Origin of the sequence: Pseudoalteromonas sp. S8-8, assembly GCF_000497875.1 — a bacterium.
GTDB classification, from domain to species: Bacteria; Pseudomonadota; Gammaproteobacteria; order Enterobacterales; family Alteromonadaceae; genus Pseudoalteromonas; species Pseudoalteromonas arctica.
In genome coordinates, this window is record NZ_AUTR01000055.1 from 1 (window position 1) to 14,453 (window position 14,453).

At 41.0% G+C, this 14,453-nt stretch carries 12 protein-coding genes; 9 read left to right on the forward strand and 3 right to left on the reverse strand.

All coding sequences use genetic code 11. From position 1 onward, the window contains the following. The 3 genes from L659_RS0117820 to L659_RS0117830 all read right to left on the reverse strand — a co-directional run. A partial coding sequence (locus tag L659_RS0117820; protein WP_024591425.1) for an LTA synthase family protein occupies nt 1-1,292 on the reverse strand: 1,292 nt, incomplete at its 3' end. Next, nucleotides 1,283-1,654 carry a diacylglycerol kinase gene (locus tag L659_RS0117825; protein WP_024591426.1) on the reverse strand — a complete coding sequence of 124 codons (372 nt, stop codon included), beginning with the start codon at nt 1,652-1,654 and terminating at the stop codon, nt 1,283-1,285. The genes L659_RS0117825 and L659_RS0117820, both read right to left, overlap by 10 nt. After that, on the reverse strand, nt 1,651-3,321 hold the full coding sequence (locus tag L659_RS0117830) for a phosphoethanolamine transferase (RefSeq protein WP_024591427.1): 1,671 nt from the start codon (nt 3,319-3,321) through the stop codon (nt 1,651-1,653). Before L659_RS0117830 ends, L659_RS0117825 begins: the two co-directional genes overlap by 4 nt. A gap of 553 nt (nt 3,322-3,874) precedes the next feature. Here L659_RS0117830 and ilvG point away from each other — a divergent pair. The 9 genes from ilvG (at nt 3,875) to L659_RS0117875 (ending at nt 14,444) form a co-directional block, all read left to right on the forward strand. Beyond that, on the forward strand, nt 3,875-5,524 hold the full coding sequence (gene ilvG, locus L659_RS0117835) for an acetolactate synthase 2 catalytic subunit (protein WP_007582116.1): 1,650 nt from the start codon (nt 3,875-3,877) through the stop codon (nt 5,522-5,524). Then, nucleotides 5,521-5,766, forward strand: coding sequence for an acetolactate synthase 2 small subunit (gene ilvM / locus L659_RS0117840; protein WP_010553831.1), 246 nt, complete (start codon nt 5,521-5,523; stop codon nt 5,764-5,766). The genes ilvG and ilvM overlap by 4 nt, the downstream gene beginning before the upstream one ends. Before the next feature lie 103 nt (nt 5,767-5,869). Beyond that, complete coding sequence (gene ilvD, locus L659_RS0117845; protein ID WP_024591428.1) at nt 5,870-7,726, forward strand: dihydroxy-acid dehydratase; 1,857 nt, start codon at nt 5,870-5,872, stop codon at nt 7,724-7,726. Nucleotides 7,727-7,728: 2 nt separating this feature from the next. Next, nucleotides 7,729-9,282, forward strand: a complete 1,554-nt coding sequence (gene ilvA / locus L659_RS0117850; RefSeq protein ID WP_007582109.1) for a threonine ammonia-lyase, biosynthetic — start codon at nt 7,729-7,731, stop codon at nt 9,280-9,282. Between the two features lie 97 nt (nt 9,283-9,379). Then, nucleotides 9,380-10,414: an ABC transporter substrate-binding protein gene (locus L659_RS0117855; RefSeq protein WP_024591429.1), complete on the forward strand. Its 1,035-nt coding sequence runs from the start codon at nt 9,380-9,382 to the stop codon at nt 10,412-10,414. Between the two features lie 61 nt (nt 10,415-10,475). Further along, entirely contained in the window at nt 10,476-11,651 is a 1,176-nt protein-coding gene (locus tag L659_RS0117860; protein WP_024591430.1) for a methyltransferase, read from the forward strand. A 30-nt stretch (nt 11,652-11,681) separates the two neighbouring features. Then, nucleotides 11,682-12,344 (forward strand): carbonate dehydratase, encoded by a 663-nt coding sequence (can, locus tag L659_RS0117865; RefSeq protein ID WP_007582103.1) that lies wholly within the window; start codon nt 11,682-11,684, stop codon nt 12,342-12,344. 4 nt (nt 12,345-12,348) lie between these two features. Further along, a complete protein-coding gene (locus tag L659_RS0117870; RefSeq protein ID WP_024591431.1) occupies nt 12,349-12,993 on the forward strand; it encodes an NAD(P)H-binding protein in 645 nt (214 codons plus the stop codon). A 125-nt stretch (nt 12,994-13,118) separates the two neighbouring features. Then, nucleotides 13,119-14,444 (forward strand): IS4 family transposase, encoded by a 1,326-nt coding sequence (locus tag L659_RS0117875; RefSeq protein ID WP_024589914.1) that lies wholly within the window; start codon nt 13,119-13,121, stop codon nt 14,442-14,444. The last annotated feature ends 9 nt before the right edge of the window (nt 14,445-14,453 follow it).

Genomic DNA, 14,453 nt, shown 5'->3' on the forward strand with positions numbered 1-14,453 from the left:
GAGCCATTAAAGTCTATTTTTTTAAAGTTATTTGTATCTACGATACTTTTAAAACCGTTGCCTAAAAAGAAGCTGCGCATGTTATCAAAATGGCTTTCGCCACCATAAATGAACTGCGTGTTGTAATTTTGCTTCGCTAAAAAATCAGCAATGGTAAAAAAGTCACGTTGTGATTTATCAAGCTTAACAACTGCACGCGAAGGCGTTGGTGTAAACCCTGTAATTACTGCCTCAATTCCACGTACTGAACGTGTACCCGTGGCGTATAAATTATCAAACCCCCAGCCTTGTTTATAAAGGGCGTCTATATTAGGTGTAAGCGGTAAACCGCCAAGCGTGCCTACATAACGAGCACCTAAACTTTCTTGTAAAATAATGACTAAATTTTTGGGTTTACCTGTATTACTTGCGCCATGAAACGTTTTTGTAGGGGCGGTTACATCACTAAATGTGCCTTGCGTATTTTGCATGTTACTACGCACAATACTAAGTAATTCATCGGTGGGCATTTTACCGTAATAGTCTTGGCTCGATTGCTCATTAGAAAGTTGCTTAACTGCAAACGCGACGCTATAAAGTGAGTTAAGGGTTAAGTCGTTAAGTAAGTGATCAGTAGAGAACGAGACCATGGCGGGGTTAAGTGGTCTGTGTCCTAATGAGTTGCGGGCGCCAAAAATAGTTAAGCATACTAAAACAAGCGCTAAAATTGATTGATTTAAACCTGTTAGTGATGACTTGCTTTGCCATTGATTGCTAAATATTTTACTTGCAAATTTACAGCTTAAAATAAGTGCTATAACAGCAATAAATACTTCTAACTTATAGCCTGAAAAAATCATTTTTGAGACTTCTTTAGGGTAAATTAAATATTCTATAAATAAGCGGTTAGGGCGCAAGTCGTACTCGTTTATAAACGTAGGCGTAATCACTTCAAAAAAAACGAGTAAAGCAGACATCCCCACTAAGTAAATTTTTATTAGGCCGCGTACTTTATTTTGCCAACCTACGCTTTGCATCAGTAAGGTAAGTAGTAATGCGGGCATAATAATGTAGCTTAGAGTGGCTATATCAACTCTTAAACCACCTATAAATATAGATAACCACGCATGAGATCCAAATACACGTTCGCCTTGCCATACACTTAAACCAAAGCGAGCAAGTGTTAACAAGCTAAGTGCCAAAACAGCAAATACAACAAAAATCCATACAGGGCCAAGTGCATTTTGTACCTTAGGTATTACTTTAAATATTAGCCTCGTTATTTTAGCTATAAAAGTTAGCTTTATGCCCATAACACAGCCCACCAAATAAGTGCGGCAATTAACATAGCTATAAACACACTGGCAGAGGCTATATCTTTAGCGAGACCCGAAAGCTCATGGTATTCACTGCCAATCCTATCAACCACAACCTCAACTGCCGTATTTACAAGTTCAGCAAACAATACAAACAGCAGGCTGGCACTAAGTAATAATTTATCGCTTAGTGCAATTTCTTGTAGCCATACAAACACACCAAGTAACGAAAACAGTGCTAACTCTTGTTGAAACGCCGCTTCAAATCGACTCATCCATTTTAAGCCGTTAAAAGAATGGCTTAAGGTAAAAATAAGGCGCATTAAGCCTTGGCGTTTTATAACGGTTTTATTACTCATAGTTTTATTTCGCTTGGTGTTGTTTGGCAGCTAGCAAGTAAATCGAGCGATGCCTGATACGTTTTGCTTTTAATGCCAATTAAATTTAAAAGAGTGTGAAAAATATTGTCGTGTGAGCGTGCAGCAGTGGTGTCTAAATTAGCTAAACAGGTATTGGTAATGCGCTGATTATGCTCATCAGCCCACATATAAAGAGGAACATGCGTTTGTGTGCTAGGTGCAAAGCTATACGGAAAACCATGTAAATAAGCACCGGCTTCGCCAAGTGATTCACCATGGTCAGAGACATATAAAAACTGCTTATCTATGTTGTTTGGCAGTGTTTTTAATTGCTCAATTACTTGGGCGTTAACAAAGTCGCTGTACGCAATTGTGTTGTCGTAGGTATTAACTAATTCATCGAGTGAGCAGTTTTGAATGTCGCTTCTGTCGCACGTGGGCGTAAATTGCTTAAATTTATCTGGGTAGCGTTTAAAGTAGGTTGGTCCGTGTGAGCCCATCATATGTAGGACGATAACGGTGTTAGCTTGGCTTAAATTAGCGAGTTTGCGTTTAAGTGGAGCAATAAGCACTTCATCAAAACAATATTTTCCATCGCAAAGCGCTGATGGGGTGGTTGGTATATCAATATTAACAACACGGGTGCATACGTTTTTACAGCCGCTGTTGTTATCAACCCACAGTACGTCGCTGCCAGCTTGTTGTGCTAAATCAATCAGGTTTTGTTGGTTGTCGGCTGCTAATCGATCAAAGTTATCTTGTGTTTGCAGTGAAAACATACACGGCACAGACACTGCAGTAGCGGTTCCACAAGACGCCACATTATTAAAATACGTCACATTATACTTTTGTGTATAAGGATTGGTGTTACGCTTATAACCTTGATAAGCAAAGTTTTCTGCTCGTGCGGTTTCGCCAACAACCATAACTGTTACGCTGGTGGTATTGGGTGCAATGAGGGTGGGTGTTGCATCTATATTTTTAAATTCCATATTGGTATACAGCAGCTGATCGCGCATGTATTTATAACCGCTAGAGAGATACTGAAATGGGATGAGTTCTTTTTTCAAAATACGGTTATTACGGCCAGTAGCTGCGTAGTCGGCGTAAAAGTTTACGACCACTAAAGCAATTAATGAGCAGCACGCTACAATAAGTTTTATACGACTAATCGCTTCTTGATGAGGGCGAGTAAAGTGTATTTTTACTTTGCTTAATATAAAAACAGGTAACGCACAAAACAACAGTAAAAAGGCTATGAGCTGCGGGTTTAAATAGCTCAGCGCTTCGCTTGAATCTGTTTCGAACGTGTTTTGAATCATTGAATAGTCAAACACGATGCCGTAATTTAATGAGCCGTAAAGCACGGCGCTCGAAATTATCAGTAAAAGGTAATTAAGTGGCTTTAGTAACCACCTAACCGACACTATCGAAAAGAAAATAATTAAAAGGCATAGCAAAAGTAGTGGCACTGAAAGTAAAAATAGCCACGAAAAGGAAGCCAATGAGGTGATGGCGCTAAACGAACCTTGAATAAAAGGAATGTTTATAACTAAACAGTAATAGCAGGCAATCATCACTACAAAGGCGTTTGCACTACAGTGAATGTAAAACCGTTTACTACGATTTGGCTTTTTTTGTGCTGATGTTTGGCTAATTACGTTCATATTTAGGCTCGTTTTAAATAACAACGCCATGCTATGCCATAATACTTAAGAGCTGCTTAAGGGAACCTACGCATTACCTGAAGGTGATAAATAATTTTATTTATAAAAATATTCTCAAAAATTAATCAAACCTTAAATAAGGGATATAAGAATAGTGAATTTCTGAGAATAAAATTAGAGCATAAAAAAACCACTACCAGCTTATATAATGAATTTTAAAACCTGATAAATTGCCTTTTAGTCTTTTTGTTAGATTAACTTTGGTGTTGACTTAAAGGGCCTAGCGCGGTACTAATATAAAAAGAGAGCGAAGGAATAACCTTCGCGATAATCGAACAAAATTTGGTATTAATTACATGCTTACAAACGCACTTAACCTAGTCCTGATTATTATCGTGGTGATTATTCCCGCGAGGGCTTCGTAGTGCTTTAAAAACTTAAGCATTAAAAAAGCCCTCCGCACTTAACCGTTCGGAGGGCTTTTTAGTTTTAAGGGTAAAGTTTTTAGCGTAAAAATGTAATTGGGTTGTCACTGAGGAATGAGGGTTTATTAATGACAGGCGCAGAACTAACAATCGACTTATTGGCCAAACACGGCGTAAATGAAGTATTTGGCTACCCAGGCGGAGCTATTATGCCAATTTACGATGCGCTGTATGGCGCGCCAGTCAAACACTACCTTACTCGCCATGAGCAAGGTGCAGGGTTTGCAGCTGTTGGTTATGCTCGCAGCACGCGTAAATTAGGTGTGTGTTTTGCAACATCGGGCCCAGGTGCAACTAACTTAATAACTGCCCTTGCTGATGCGATGATGGACTCAGTACCATTATTGGCGATCACCGGCCAAGTGCCTACTGCAGCTATTGGTTCAGATGCGTTTCAAGAAATAGATGTACTAGGTATGTCGCTTTCGTGTACTAAGCACAGCTACATGGTAGAACGAGCGGAAGACTTAGCAGAGATACTACAAGAAGCAATTCATTTAGCGCAAAGCGGCCGACCAGGTCCTGTACTTGTCGATATCCCAAAAGATATTCAAATGGCGCAAGTCCCTTTTAAGCCTTGGCTTGCAGCTGATGAATACTTACCTGAGTTAGATTTAAAGCAAGTTGCTATTGCTAATCAATTGTTGAGTGAGGCTAAACAGCCTGTAGCGTACGTAGGCGGTGGTGTACAAGCCGCTGATGCGCAAGACGAGTTAATGCAGTTTTTAAATAAAACGCAGATGCCTGCTGTATCAACACTAAAAGCATTAGGCAGTGTGTTACCTGACTACGAGCATTACTTAGGCATGCTAGGTATGCATGGTGGTCAAGCCGCTAATATTGCCGTGCAAGAATGTGATGTACTTGTGTGTATAGGTGCGCGCTTTGATGACCGCGTAACGGGTAACTTAGCTAAATTTGCAGCTAAAGCTAAAGTAATCCATTTAGATATCGATGCTGCTGAAGTTGGTAAGCGAAAACCTGCTAAAGCTTCATTAATTGCTGATTTAAAAACGTCGTTACCCGCACTTGAGTGCTTTGTAACACCTAAAGCGTGGTGTGACACAAATAAAGAAATGAATATTAAACACGCGTGGCGTTACGACTACCCAGGTGAGAAGGTCTACGCACCGTACTTATTAAACCAACTGAGCCAACGCATGCCAAAAACTGGCGTTGTGTGCTGCGATGTAGGTCAGCATCAAATGTGGGTAGCACAACACATGAAGTTTACTCACCCGAGTAATCATTTAAGCAGTGGTGGCGCAGGCACGATGGGCTTTGGTTTACCGGCTGCTATTGGCGCACAAGTAGCACGCCCTGATGACTTTGTTATCACTGTATCGGGCGATGGCTCAATAATGATGAATATTCAAGAATTGGCCACGATTCGCCGTAATAATTTACCTGTAAAAATATTAATTTTAGATAACCAGCGGTTGGGTATGGTTCGCCAATGGCAGGAACTGTTTTTTGAAGGACGTTACTCTGAAACTAACCTGTCGGATAACCCAGACTTTGTGCAACTAGCTGCTGTATTTGGTATTCCAGGGCAAACAATTACCCACGCTAACCAAGTTGATGATGCTATTACAGCATTAGTTAACAGCAAAGGCCCGTACATAGTACATGCTTGTATTGATGATAAAGAAAATGTTTGGCCACTTGTACCACCTGGGGCTGCTAACGACGAAATGATGACGGAGAAAGCAAAATGAAACACAGCCTAACTATTGCATTAAAAAGCCAAAGTATAGCGGTAGAACGCTTTTTACGAGTGGTGCGTCATCGTGGTTTTAACCTAACGCATTTTCAGCTCAATATGGATGATGGCTTATACAACGTAGCCATGACGGTAGATAGTGATAAACCTATTCACCTATTAACCAGCCAGCTAAACAAGCTGGTGGATGTAAAAGAAGTCACTTTACAAAATTTACAGCATCAACAGGCTGTGTAATTACGAATTAAAAAATAATTTACGAGTAACTGAGTCACTCGGTTATTCACCAATTTTAGAATGAGGAATGCCCGCTTATATTGCGGCAAAAACTGAGGTAACTATGGCTAAATTAAGAAGTGCAACAACAACTGAAGGACGTAAACGTGCAGGCGCAAGAGCATTATGGCGCGCAACTGGTATGACAGACTCTGATTTTGGTAAACCGATTATTGCCGTAGTTAACTCGTTTACACAATTTGTACCAGGGCATGTACACCTTAATCAGCTTAGTGAGCTTATGGGTGAGACGATAACCCAAGCGGGTGGAGTTCCTAAAGAATTTAATACCATTGCTATTGATGATGGCATTGCGATGGGACACGGCGGTATGCTTTATTCGCTGCCTTCACGCGATTTAATTGCTGACTCGGTTGAATACATGGTAAATGGTCACTGCGCCGATGCGATGATCTGTATTTCAAACTGCGACAAAATCACCCCAGGGATGATGCTTGCAGCGCTACGTTTAAACATACCGGTAATATTTGTATCGGGCGGCCCAATGGAAGCGGGTAAAACTAAACTTGCTAACATCGACATTAAACTTGATTTAGTTGATGCCATGGTTAAAGGCGCAGATGAGTCGGTAAGTGATGCAGATTCAGAGCAAGTAGAGCGCTCTGCGTGTCCTACATGTGGTTCGTGTTCAGGCATGTTTACTGCAAACTCAATGAACTGTTTGTTAGAGGCAATAGGCTTAGCACTTCCGGGTAACGGTACCACGCTTGCCACTCATAAAGACCGTAAACAACTGTATGTTGAAGCAGGGGCTCGTATTGTTGATTTATGTCGTGAGTATTATCAAAAAGATAATCAAGATGTATTACCACGTGCTATTGCTAACAAAACAGCCTTTATGAATGCAATGGTTGTTGATATTGCAATGGGCGGCTCGTCAAATACCGTATTACATTTACTCGCTGCAGCGCAAGAAGCGGGCGTTGATTTTGATATGTCGCATATTGATGCGCTTTCTCGTAAAACACCGTTTTTATGTAAAGTTGCACCAGCAACACCAGAGTACCATATTGAAGATGTCCACCGTGCAGGTGGCATGATGGCAGTCGTACGCGAGCTTGGTAAAGCGGGCTTAGTTGATATGTCAGTGAATCATGTCGCAGGGTCAACAATGGCTGAGCTTGTTAAAAAATGGGATGCAACTGACCCAACTAACGAAGTAGCGCGCAAATTTTACCGTGCGGGTCCTGCGGGCATTCGAACTACTAAAGCAATGAGCCAAGAGTGTCGTTGGGATGAAGGCGATAATGACCGCGTGAATGGGTGTATTCGAAGCGTTGAACATGCTTTTCGCCAAGACGGTGGTTTAGCTGTGCTTTCAGGTAATCTAGCCGTTGATGGTTGTGTTGTAAAAAGTGCTGGCGTAGTTGACGAAATGCTACATTTTGAAGGCACCGCCATTGTATACGAATCACAAGATGATTCAGTAGAAGGGATTTTAAATAACGAAGTAAAAGCCGGCGATGTTGTTGTTATTCGTTATGAAGGACCAAAAGGCGGCCCAGGTATGCAAGAAATGCTATACCCAACAAGCTACTTAAAATCGAAAGGCTTAGCTGAAAAATGCGCACTTATTACTGATGGTCGCTTTTCGGGTGGTACTTCGGGTTTATCAATTGGACATGTATCGCCAGAAGCGGCGAGTGGTGGTGCAATTGCTTATGTTGAAAATGGCGACAAAATCATTATTGATATCGCAACACGTGAAATCACATTAGCGCTAAGCGATGAAGAACTTGAGGCACGTAAACAAAAGCAATTAGCACGCGGAAAAATGGCGTACAAGCCAGTTGATCGTGAGCGCTATGTCTCGTCTGCTTTAAAGGCTTATGCATTACTTGCAACAAGTGCCGATAAAGGCGCAGTGCGCGATTTAGCTAAATTGGAGGCGCTTAGTTAATTATGGTCTCTCAAGAGCTCGATTATTTTCGCGCTATTATTCAAGCAAACATGGAGCCTTTGGCTAAAGTTACTGAGGTTAGCGAAATGGCTGAACTCAGTAAAAAGTTAGGTAATCATGTTTGGTTAAAGCGTGAAGACCAACAGCCCGTGTATTCATTTAAATTACGCGGTGCGTATAACAAATTAAATAAATTACCTAAAGGCTCAGTGGTTATCACTGCTTCTGCGGGTAATCATGCTCAAGGGGTTGCATTAAGTGCATCTCACCTTGGGCATCAAGCAACTATTGTAATGCCAGTAACAACGCCTGAAATAAAAGTCAGCGCAGTGCGCGCACTTGGCGGTGAAGTTGTATTACATGGCCATCATTTTGATGCAGCAAAAGCCTATGCGCTTGAGCTAACAGAGCAACGTAACGGTATATTTGTCCCGCCATTTGACGATCCGGATGTCATTGTTGGTCAAGGCACTGTAGCACGCGAGTTAATGCAGCAATTAAACGAGCTTGATGCTGTGTTTATTCCTGTTGGCGGCGGCGGTTTACTTGCTGGTATGGCGGTTTATATTAAATCGCTGCGTCCAGATATAAAAGTAATTGGCGTAGAGGCCGACGAAAGTGCGTGTTTACAAGCAGCACTTGAAGCAGGTAAGCCTGTAGAGCTTGATCGCGTTGGTAGTTTTGCCGATGGCGTAGCGGTTAAAATTATTGGCACTGAAACATTTCGTTTAGCACAAAAGTTTTGCGATGAAGTTGTAACCGTTACTAGCGATGAAATATGTGCAGCCATGCAGGATATTTTTGTATCTACCCGTGCAATTGCAGAGCCTTCAGGTGCACTTGCAACTGCTGGGCTTAAAAAGTGGAGTCAGCAGTCGGGGTTAAAAGGACTACATTTAGCGGCTGTGCTTTCGGGTGCTAATTTAAACTTTGATCGCCTGCGTTATGTAGCAGAGCGCACTGCGCTGGGTGAAAAAAACGAAGCGCTATTAGCCGTTACTATTAAAGAAGAAAAAGGCAGTTTTAAACAGTTTTGTGCTTCTTTAGGTGGCCGTGCTATTACTGAGTTTAACTATCGGTATGCAGGACCTGGTGAAGCACAAATATTTGTGGGCATTGCACTTCGCCAAGGCGAGCAAGAGCTTAATGAGTTAAAGCAAGACTTAACAAATAACGATTATCAATTTTGCGATTTGTCGGATAACGAACTCGCTAAATTACATGTGCGTTATATGGTTGGCGGAAAAGCACCAGAGCAATTACATGAACGTTTATTGCGTTTTGAATTTCCTGAGTATCCGGGTGCGCTTGCACGCTTCTTAGATACTTTAGGCAGCAATTGGAACATTACCTTATTTCATTATCGTAATCACGGTGGTTCGATGGGGAATGTACTGGCAGGTTTTGCTATTGAGCCGAGTCAGTATGAAATGTTTAACGAGCATTTGAATCGCTTAGGTTACAGTGTACAAGATGAAACACAAAATCCGTGTTTTACCCAATTTTTAACATCAAAACCGCAAGCAGAAAAAGCCGAAAAACTCGCCTCAGTATAATTCTTCTTTAAAGGCAGGCACCTTACTCGGGTGCTTGCTTTATTACACGTTTTACATATAGTTACAGGTAATCGTCATACTTTTTGAGGGCACCTAGTTGCTATTTAAAGGATTAATCATTGGATTGTGCTTTTTTTGTAGCCATATCGCGGCGCAAGAATCTGTCACATTACAGCTAAAATGGACACATCAGTTTCAGTTTGCCGGTTATTATATGGCCAAGCAAAAAGGCTTTTATAATGAAGCGGGCCTTGATGTAACTATTAAACAAGCTAATCCAATGAAACCTGATACCTTTGGTCCTGTCGCCAGTGGCGAAGCACAATTTGGTGTAGGGCATTCTGGTATTTTACAGCAACGTATAAATGGCCAACCTCTTGTTGCTATGGCTGCCTTATTACAATTTTCACCTTACTGCTGGATGGTTAAAGACACGTCTGATATTTTTCATCCACGTGACTTTGTTAATAAACGTATCACTGCGGTGAGCAAAAATGATGGCACCGAGCTACTTATTATGCTTAAACGCAGTGGCGTTGATGTAGATAAACTCAAAGTTTACAATGGCGAAAATTTTAACCAGGCTTGGATTGAAAACAAGCTAGATGCTATGCAAGTTTATGTTACTACAGAGCCTTATTATATGACTCAACAAGGCGTAGCTCATCGGCTTGTTTGCCCACAGCGTTATGGTATGGATGTATATAGCGACATTTTATTTACCAGCGAAAACATGCTTAAGCAAAATCCGCAAACGGTCGAAAAATTCTACCAAGCGAGCCTAAAAGGTTGGCGCTATGCAATGATGAACATGGATGAAGCCATTGCAGTCACCCAGCAAAACTATGCACCGAGTAAGAGCTTTCATCAGCTCGCCTTTGAGGCTGAAGTACTAAAAAGTTATATAACCCCACCCACTACCAGTTTAGGGCATATGTCGATAGCAAAGTGGCGTTTAATTGCTGACTTATATGGCATACAGCAAAACGAATTTGACGAAGTGAAATCTCACTTTATTTATAAATACCAAGAGCCTGAAAAGATGCAATTATCATGGATGCTTATAGCAGCTATTTTGGTGAGTATTATTTCAATACCTTTGTATTTACGGCTGATTTTTAGCCAAAAATAACTGCTTAATGAGAGCTCACTGAGCTGATATAATTAATTGTCTTTTTATTTTTTAAGCTGTTATGACTTTAGCTGAGCAATTTTTTGCACTTGATTCACTTTTAATGCGCCATCGTCAGTATTGGCAGTGCACCGCATTTGATTTTGACACTATTCCTTGGCCAGAGCTGCAAGGCATACTTAACGAACTAACTGATGATCAGGTAACCGTTCTTGATAACGATCAAAATCAGCTATACCAATTTTTTAGCCAACACATAAAGCAACTTGATGAACTTGCTAAGCTATGTGATTTACCTAGCTCTGCACACTCTCGAGCTGATTATCCGTTTTGGATAAGTAACGGCATTAAAGGTCGTAAGTTTGATCAGTTACAAGATTTTGTATCTGCACTACCTACTACTAAGCAACCAGTTTTAGAGTGGTGTGCGGGTAAAGGACACTTAGGGCGAATGCTTGCTTTTAATGGCGCAAGTGATGTGCATAGTATTGAACTGCAACAAAGCTTATGCGAGCAAGGACAAAAAAGTGCACAGCAACAAGGCTTGGCAATGCACTTTAGCCAAGCAGATGTATTAAAAGACGATATCACTCAATTTTTTAATGCTGATATGCATGCCGTAGCGCTACACGCATGTGGTGGTTTGCACCAAGCATTTATGCGCCAAGCAAGTTTAGCGAAAGTACAGAAAATTAGCTTTTCACCTTGTTGCTATCATTTATTTACGGCTAATGAGTACCGTGTAATGAGTGAGGTTGCAAACCAAAGTGAGCTTAACCTAACGCATCGCGATTTAAAGCTCGCATTACAAGAAACTGTCACAGCGCCTTCTCGTCTGGAAAAAGTACGTAAAACAGAACTTGAATGGCGACTTGGTTTTGACGCACTTAGAAAATCAATTACTGGCGAGCAATATTATGTAAGCGTACCTTCGGTTAACAAAGCTATATTCTCAGATTCGTTTAAATCATTTTGTGCATGGGCTGCAGACAAAAAGGCAATAAACCTACCTCAAGATACTGATTATAATAAATATTTAGATGTTGGGGTTGCTCGAAAAAAAATAACTGACCGAGTTGAACTGGTTCGACATGTGTTCAGAAGAGCAATTGAAGTTTGGCTTGTGCTCGATCGTGCTTTATATTTGCAACAGCAAGGCTATCAAGTAAGCGTTAAAACGTTTTGTGAAAAGCAGTTAACGCCTCGTAATATTTTGATTCTTGCTAATATCCATTAAATTTCCGTCCTCGACTTAATAAGAGATGCAATGAGAAAGTTAAAAAATTTATTCGATAACAATAAACGTTGGGCTGCACGTACAAGCGAAGCTGATCCTGAGTTTTTTAAAATTTTATCTATGCAACAAAATCCAGAGTATTTATGGATTGGTTGTTCAGACTCTCGTGTACCTGCTAATCAAATAGTTGATTTATTACCAGGCGAATTATTTGTGCATCGTAACGTTGCAAACGTGGTTGTACACACTGACCATAACTGTTTGTCGGTTATGCAGTACGCTGTAGAGGTTTTAAAAGTAAAACATATCATGGTAGTAGGTCACTATGGCTGTGGTGGCGTACAAGCCGTTTTAAACAATGCAAAATTTGGCTTTATTGATAATTGGCTACGCCATGTAGGGGATGTAAAAGAAAAGCATCTTGAACAACTTGATGCAATGCCAGAAAGCGAACGTTTAAGCCGCCTTATTGAGCTAAATGTAATTGAGCAAGTACGTAATGTATGCCGTACTAACATTGTGCAAGATGCGTGGGAACGCGGCCAAGAGCTAAGCGTTCATGGTTGGGTTTATGGTTTAGAAAACGGCCATCTTCATGATTTAGAATCTGTAGTAACGTGCGCGAGTGAAGAAACGCAAAGCTACAAAAAAGCAGTGCAGCACGTACTTAATAAAGTGGGCGAAAATAAATAAATTTATGACTAAAACGGCGATATTAATAGGTGCTACAGGTTTGGTCGGTAATGAGTTGCTACATAAGCTACTTAATAGCGATCGTTATACCAAAGTGGTTACGTTAAGTCGTCGGGCTTTGCCTATTACACACGCAAAGCTAGTTAATCACGTTATTGATTTTGAAAAATTAACTCAATACGTTGAGCTTTTTAAAGGTGACGTATTGTTTTCGTGTTTGGGCACAACCCGTAAACGGGCGGGCTCTACACAAGCTCAGCGTAAAGTAGATTTTGATTATCAGTTTATAGCGGCGCAGTTAGCGGCATGTAATGGTGTTACGCATTACTGCTTAGTGTCATCAAGCGGGGCGAACACGCACAGTAACAGTGCTTATTTGAAAATGAAGGGTGAGCTTGAGCAACATATTAAAGCACTCCCTTTTGATAAAATAAGTATTTTACAACCCTCTTTATTATTAGGTGATCGTGAGCAATTTAGAGTGGCAGAAAAGATAGGCAGTATTATTTTTCCTGTTATTACACGACTTCCGTTTTTAAAGCGTTACAAACCAATAACTGGCGAGCAAGTTGCGCAAAAAATGCTGAGTGTGAGCTTAGAGGAACAGGCTAAGTTATTTTATTACGTACTTGATGAGCTATTTGAATAAACTTGGTAAAACGCAAAAGGCAGCCTAAGCTTAATGCCGATCAGTTAAGAAATATTTAACGATCCATTGACCGATCTTCTGGTTAGTTTATAAAGGCTTCTGAATTTATTCAGGAGCCTTTTATTTTGCAACTCACTACCGCACTTTCTCTAGCCAATAGCTACGCACCCAATTCAGAAGGCTTAGGTCAACTGAGTGATTTTTTATGCCCTGAGTTTATCAAACAATGCGCAGAAACCGCAGGTGTCGCGACGATAAGGAAAAGAAGGCTTCCTGTTGAGATGGCCGTTTGGACAGTCATTTGTATGTCGTTTTATCGTGAAGACCCACTGTGGAGTATTGTCAGTAAATTAGGGCTCGCTTTACCAGGTAAAAAAGAACTCGTTGCGCCCAGCGCGGTTGTACAGGCTAGGCAGCGGCTTGGGGCTGATGCCGTTAAACAGGTTTTTGAGCAAAGTCAGCAAATGTGGAATGCTGATGCGAACCATCCCACATGGTGCGGGCTATCACTACTGGGTGTTGATGGTGTCATTTGGCGCACACCGGATACTGCTGAAAATCAACATGCATTCTCCATGTGGAAAAATCAGTATGGTGACACGGCCTTCCCTCAGGTTCGCATGGTGTGTTTGATGGAGTTAACTAGTCATTTATTAATGGGGAGCGCCTTTGATAGTTGTCGTACTAGTGAAATGGTGTTGGCTGAAGACTTAATCGAGGCAACACCCGATAACTCACTGACGTTATTTGATAGAGGCTTCTATTCTCTAGGCTTACTCAATCGTTGGCATCATGCTGGGGTAAATAGGCATTGGCTTCAACCGATGAGAAAAGGCACGCAATATGAAATTGTTCGCTCTCTAGGTCGTCAAGACAAACTCATCAAGCTAAAAGCAACAGCACAAGCGAGAAAAAAGTTCGACGATTTACCAGAGAGCATTGAAGTTAGGCTAGTCACAAAAACGGTTAAGGGGAAAGAGGTGAATATACTCACTTCATTAACAGACCCAATGCGTTTCCCTAAGGCTGAAATTGTTGACCTCTATAGTGATCGGTGGGAAATTGAACTTGGTTATCGAGAAATGAAACAAACCTTACTGAATAGTCACTTTACGCTACGCAGCAAGAAACCTGAGATGATAGCGCAAGAATTATGGGGCGTAATGTTGAGCTATAACTTGCTCCGATACCAGATGGTGAAAATGGCGCAGAAAAAATCTGGGATATATGCAAAACACCTGAGTTTTACGACGTGTGCTATTAGTATTATTAACCTTATTCATACAATGTTTATAGAAAATGCAGGACGGATACCTAAATCAATAGAGCAATTACAAGCTCAAGTTGAATATCACATATTGCCGATAAAACGGGAGCGGGCGTATCCGAGGTGTGTGAAACCAAAACCCAGTAAATACCCCAATAAAAAAAGCCAGTCAGCTGTTAACTGACTGGCATTA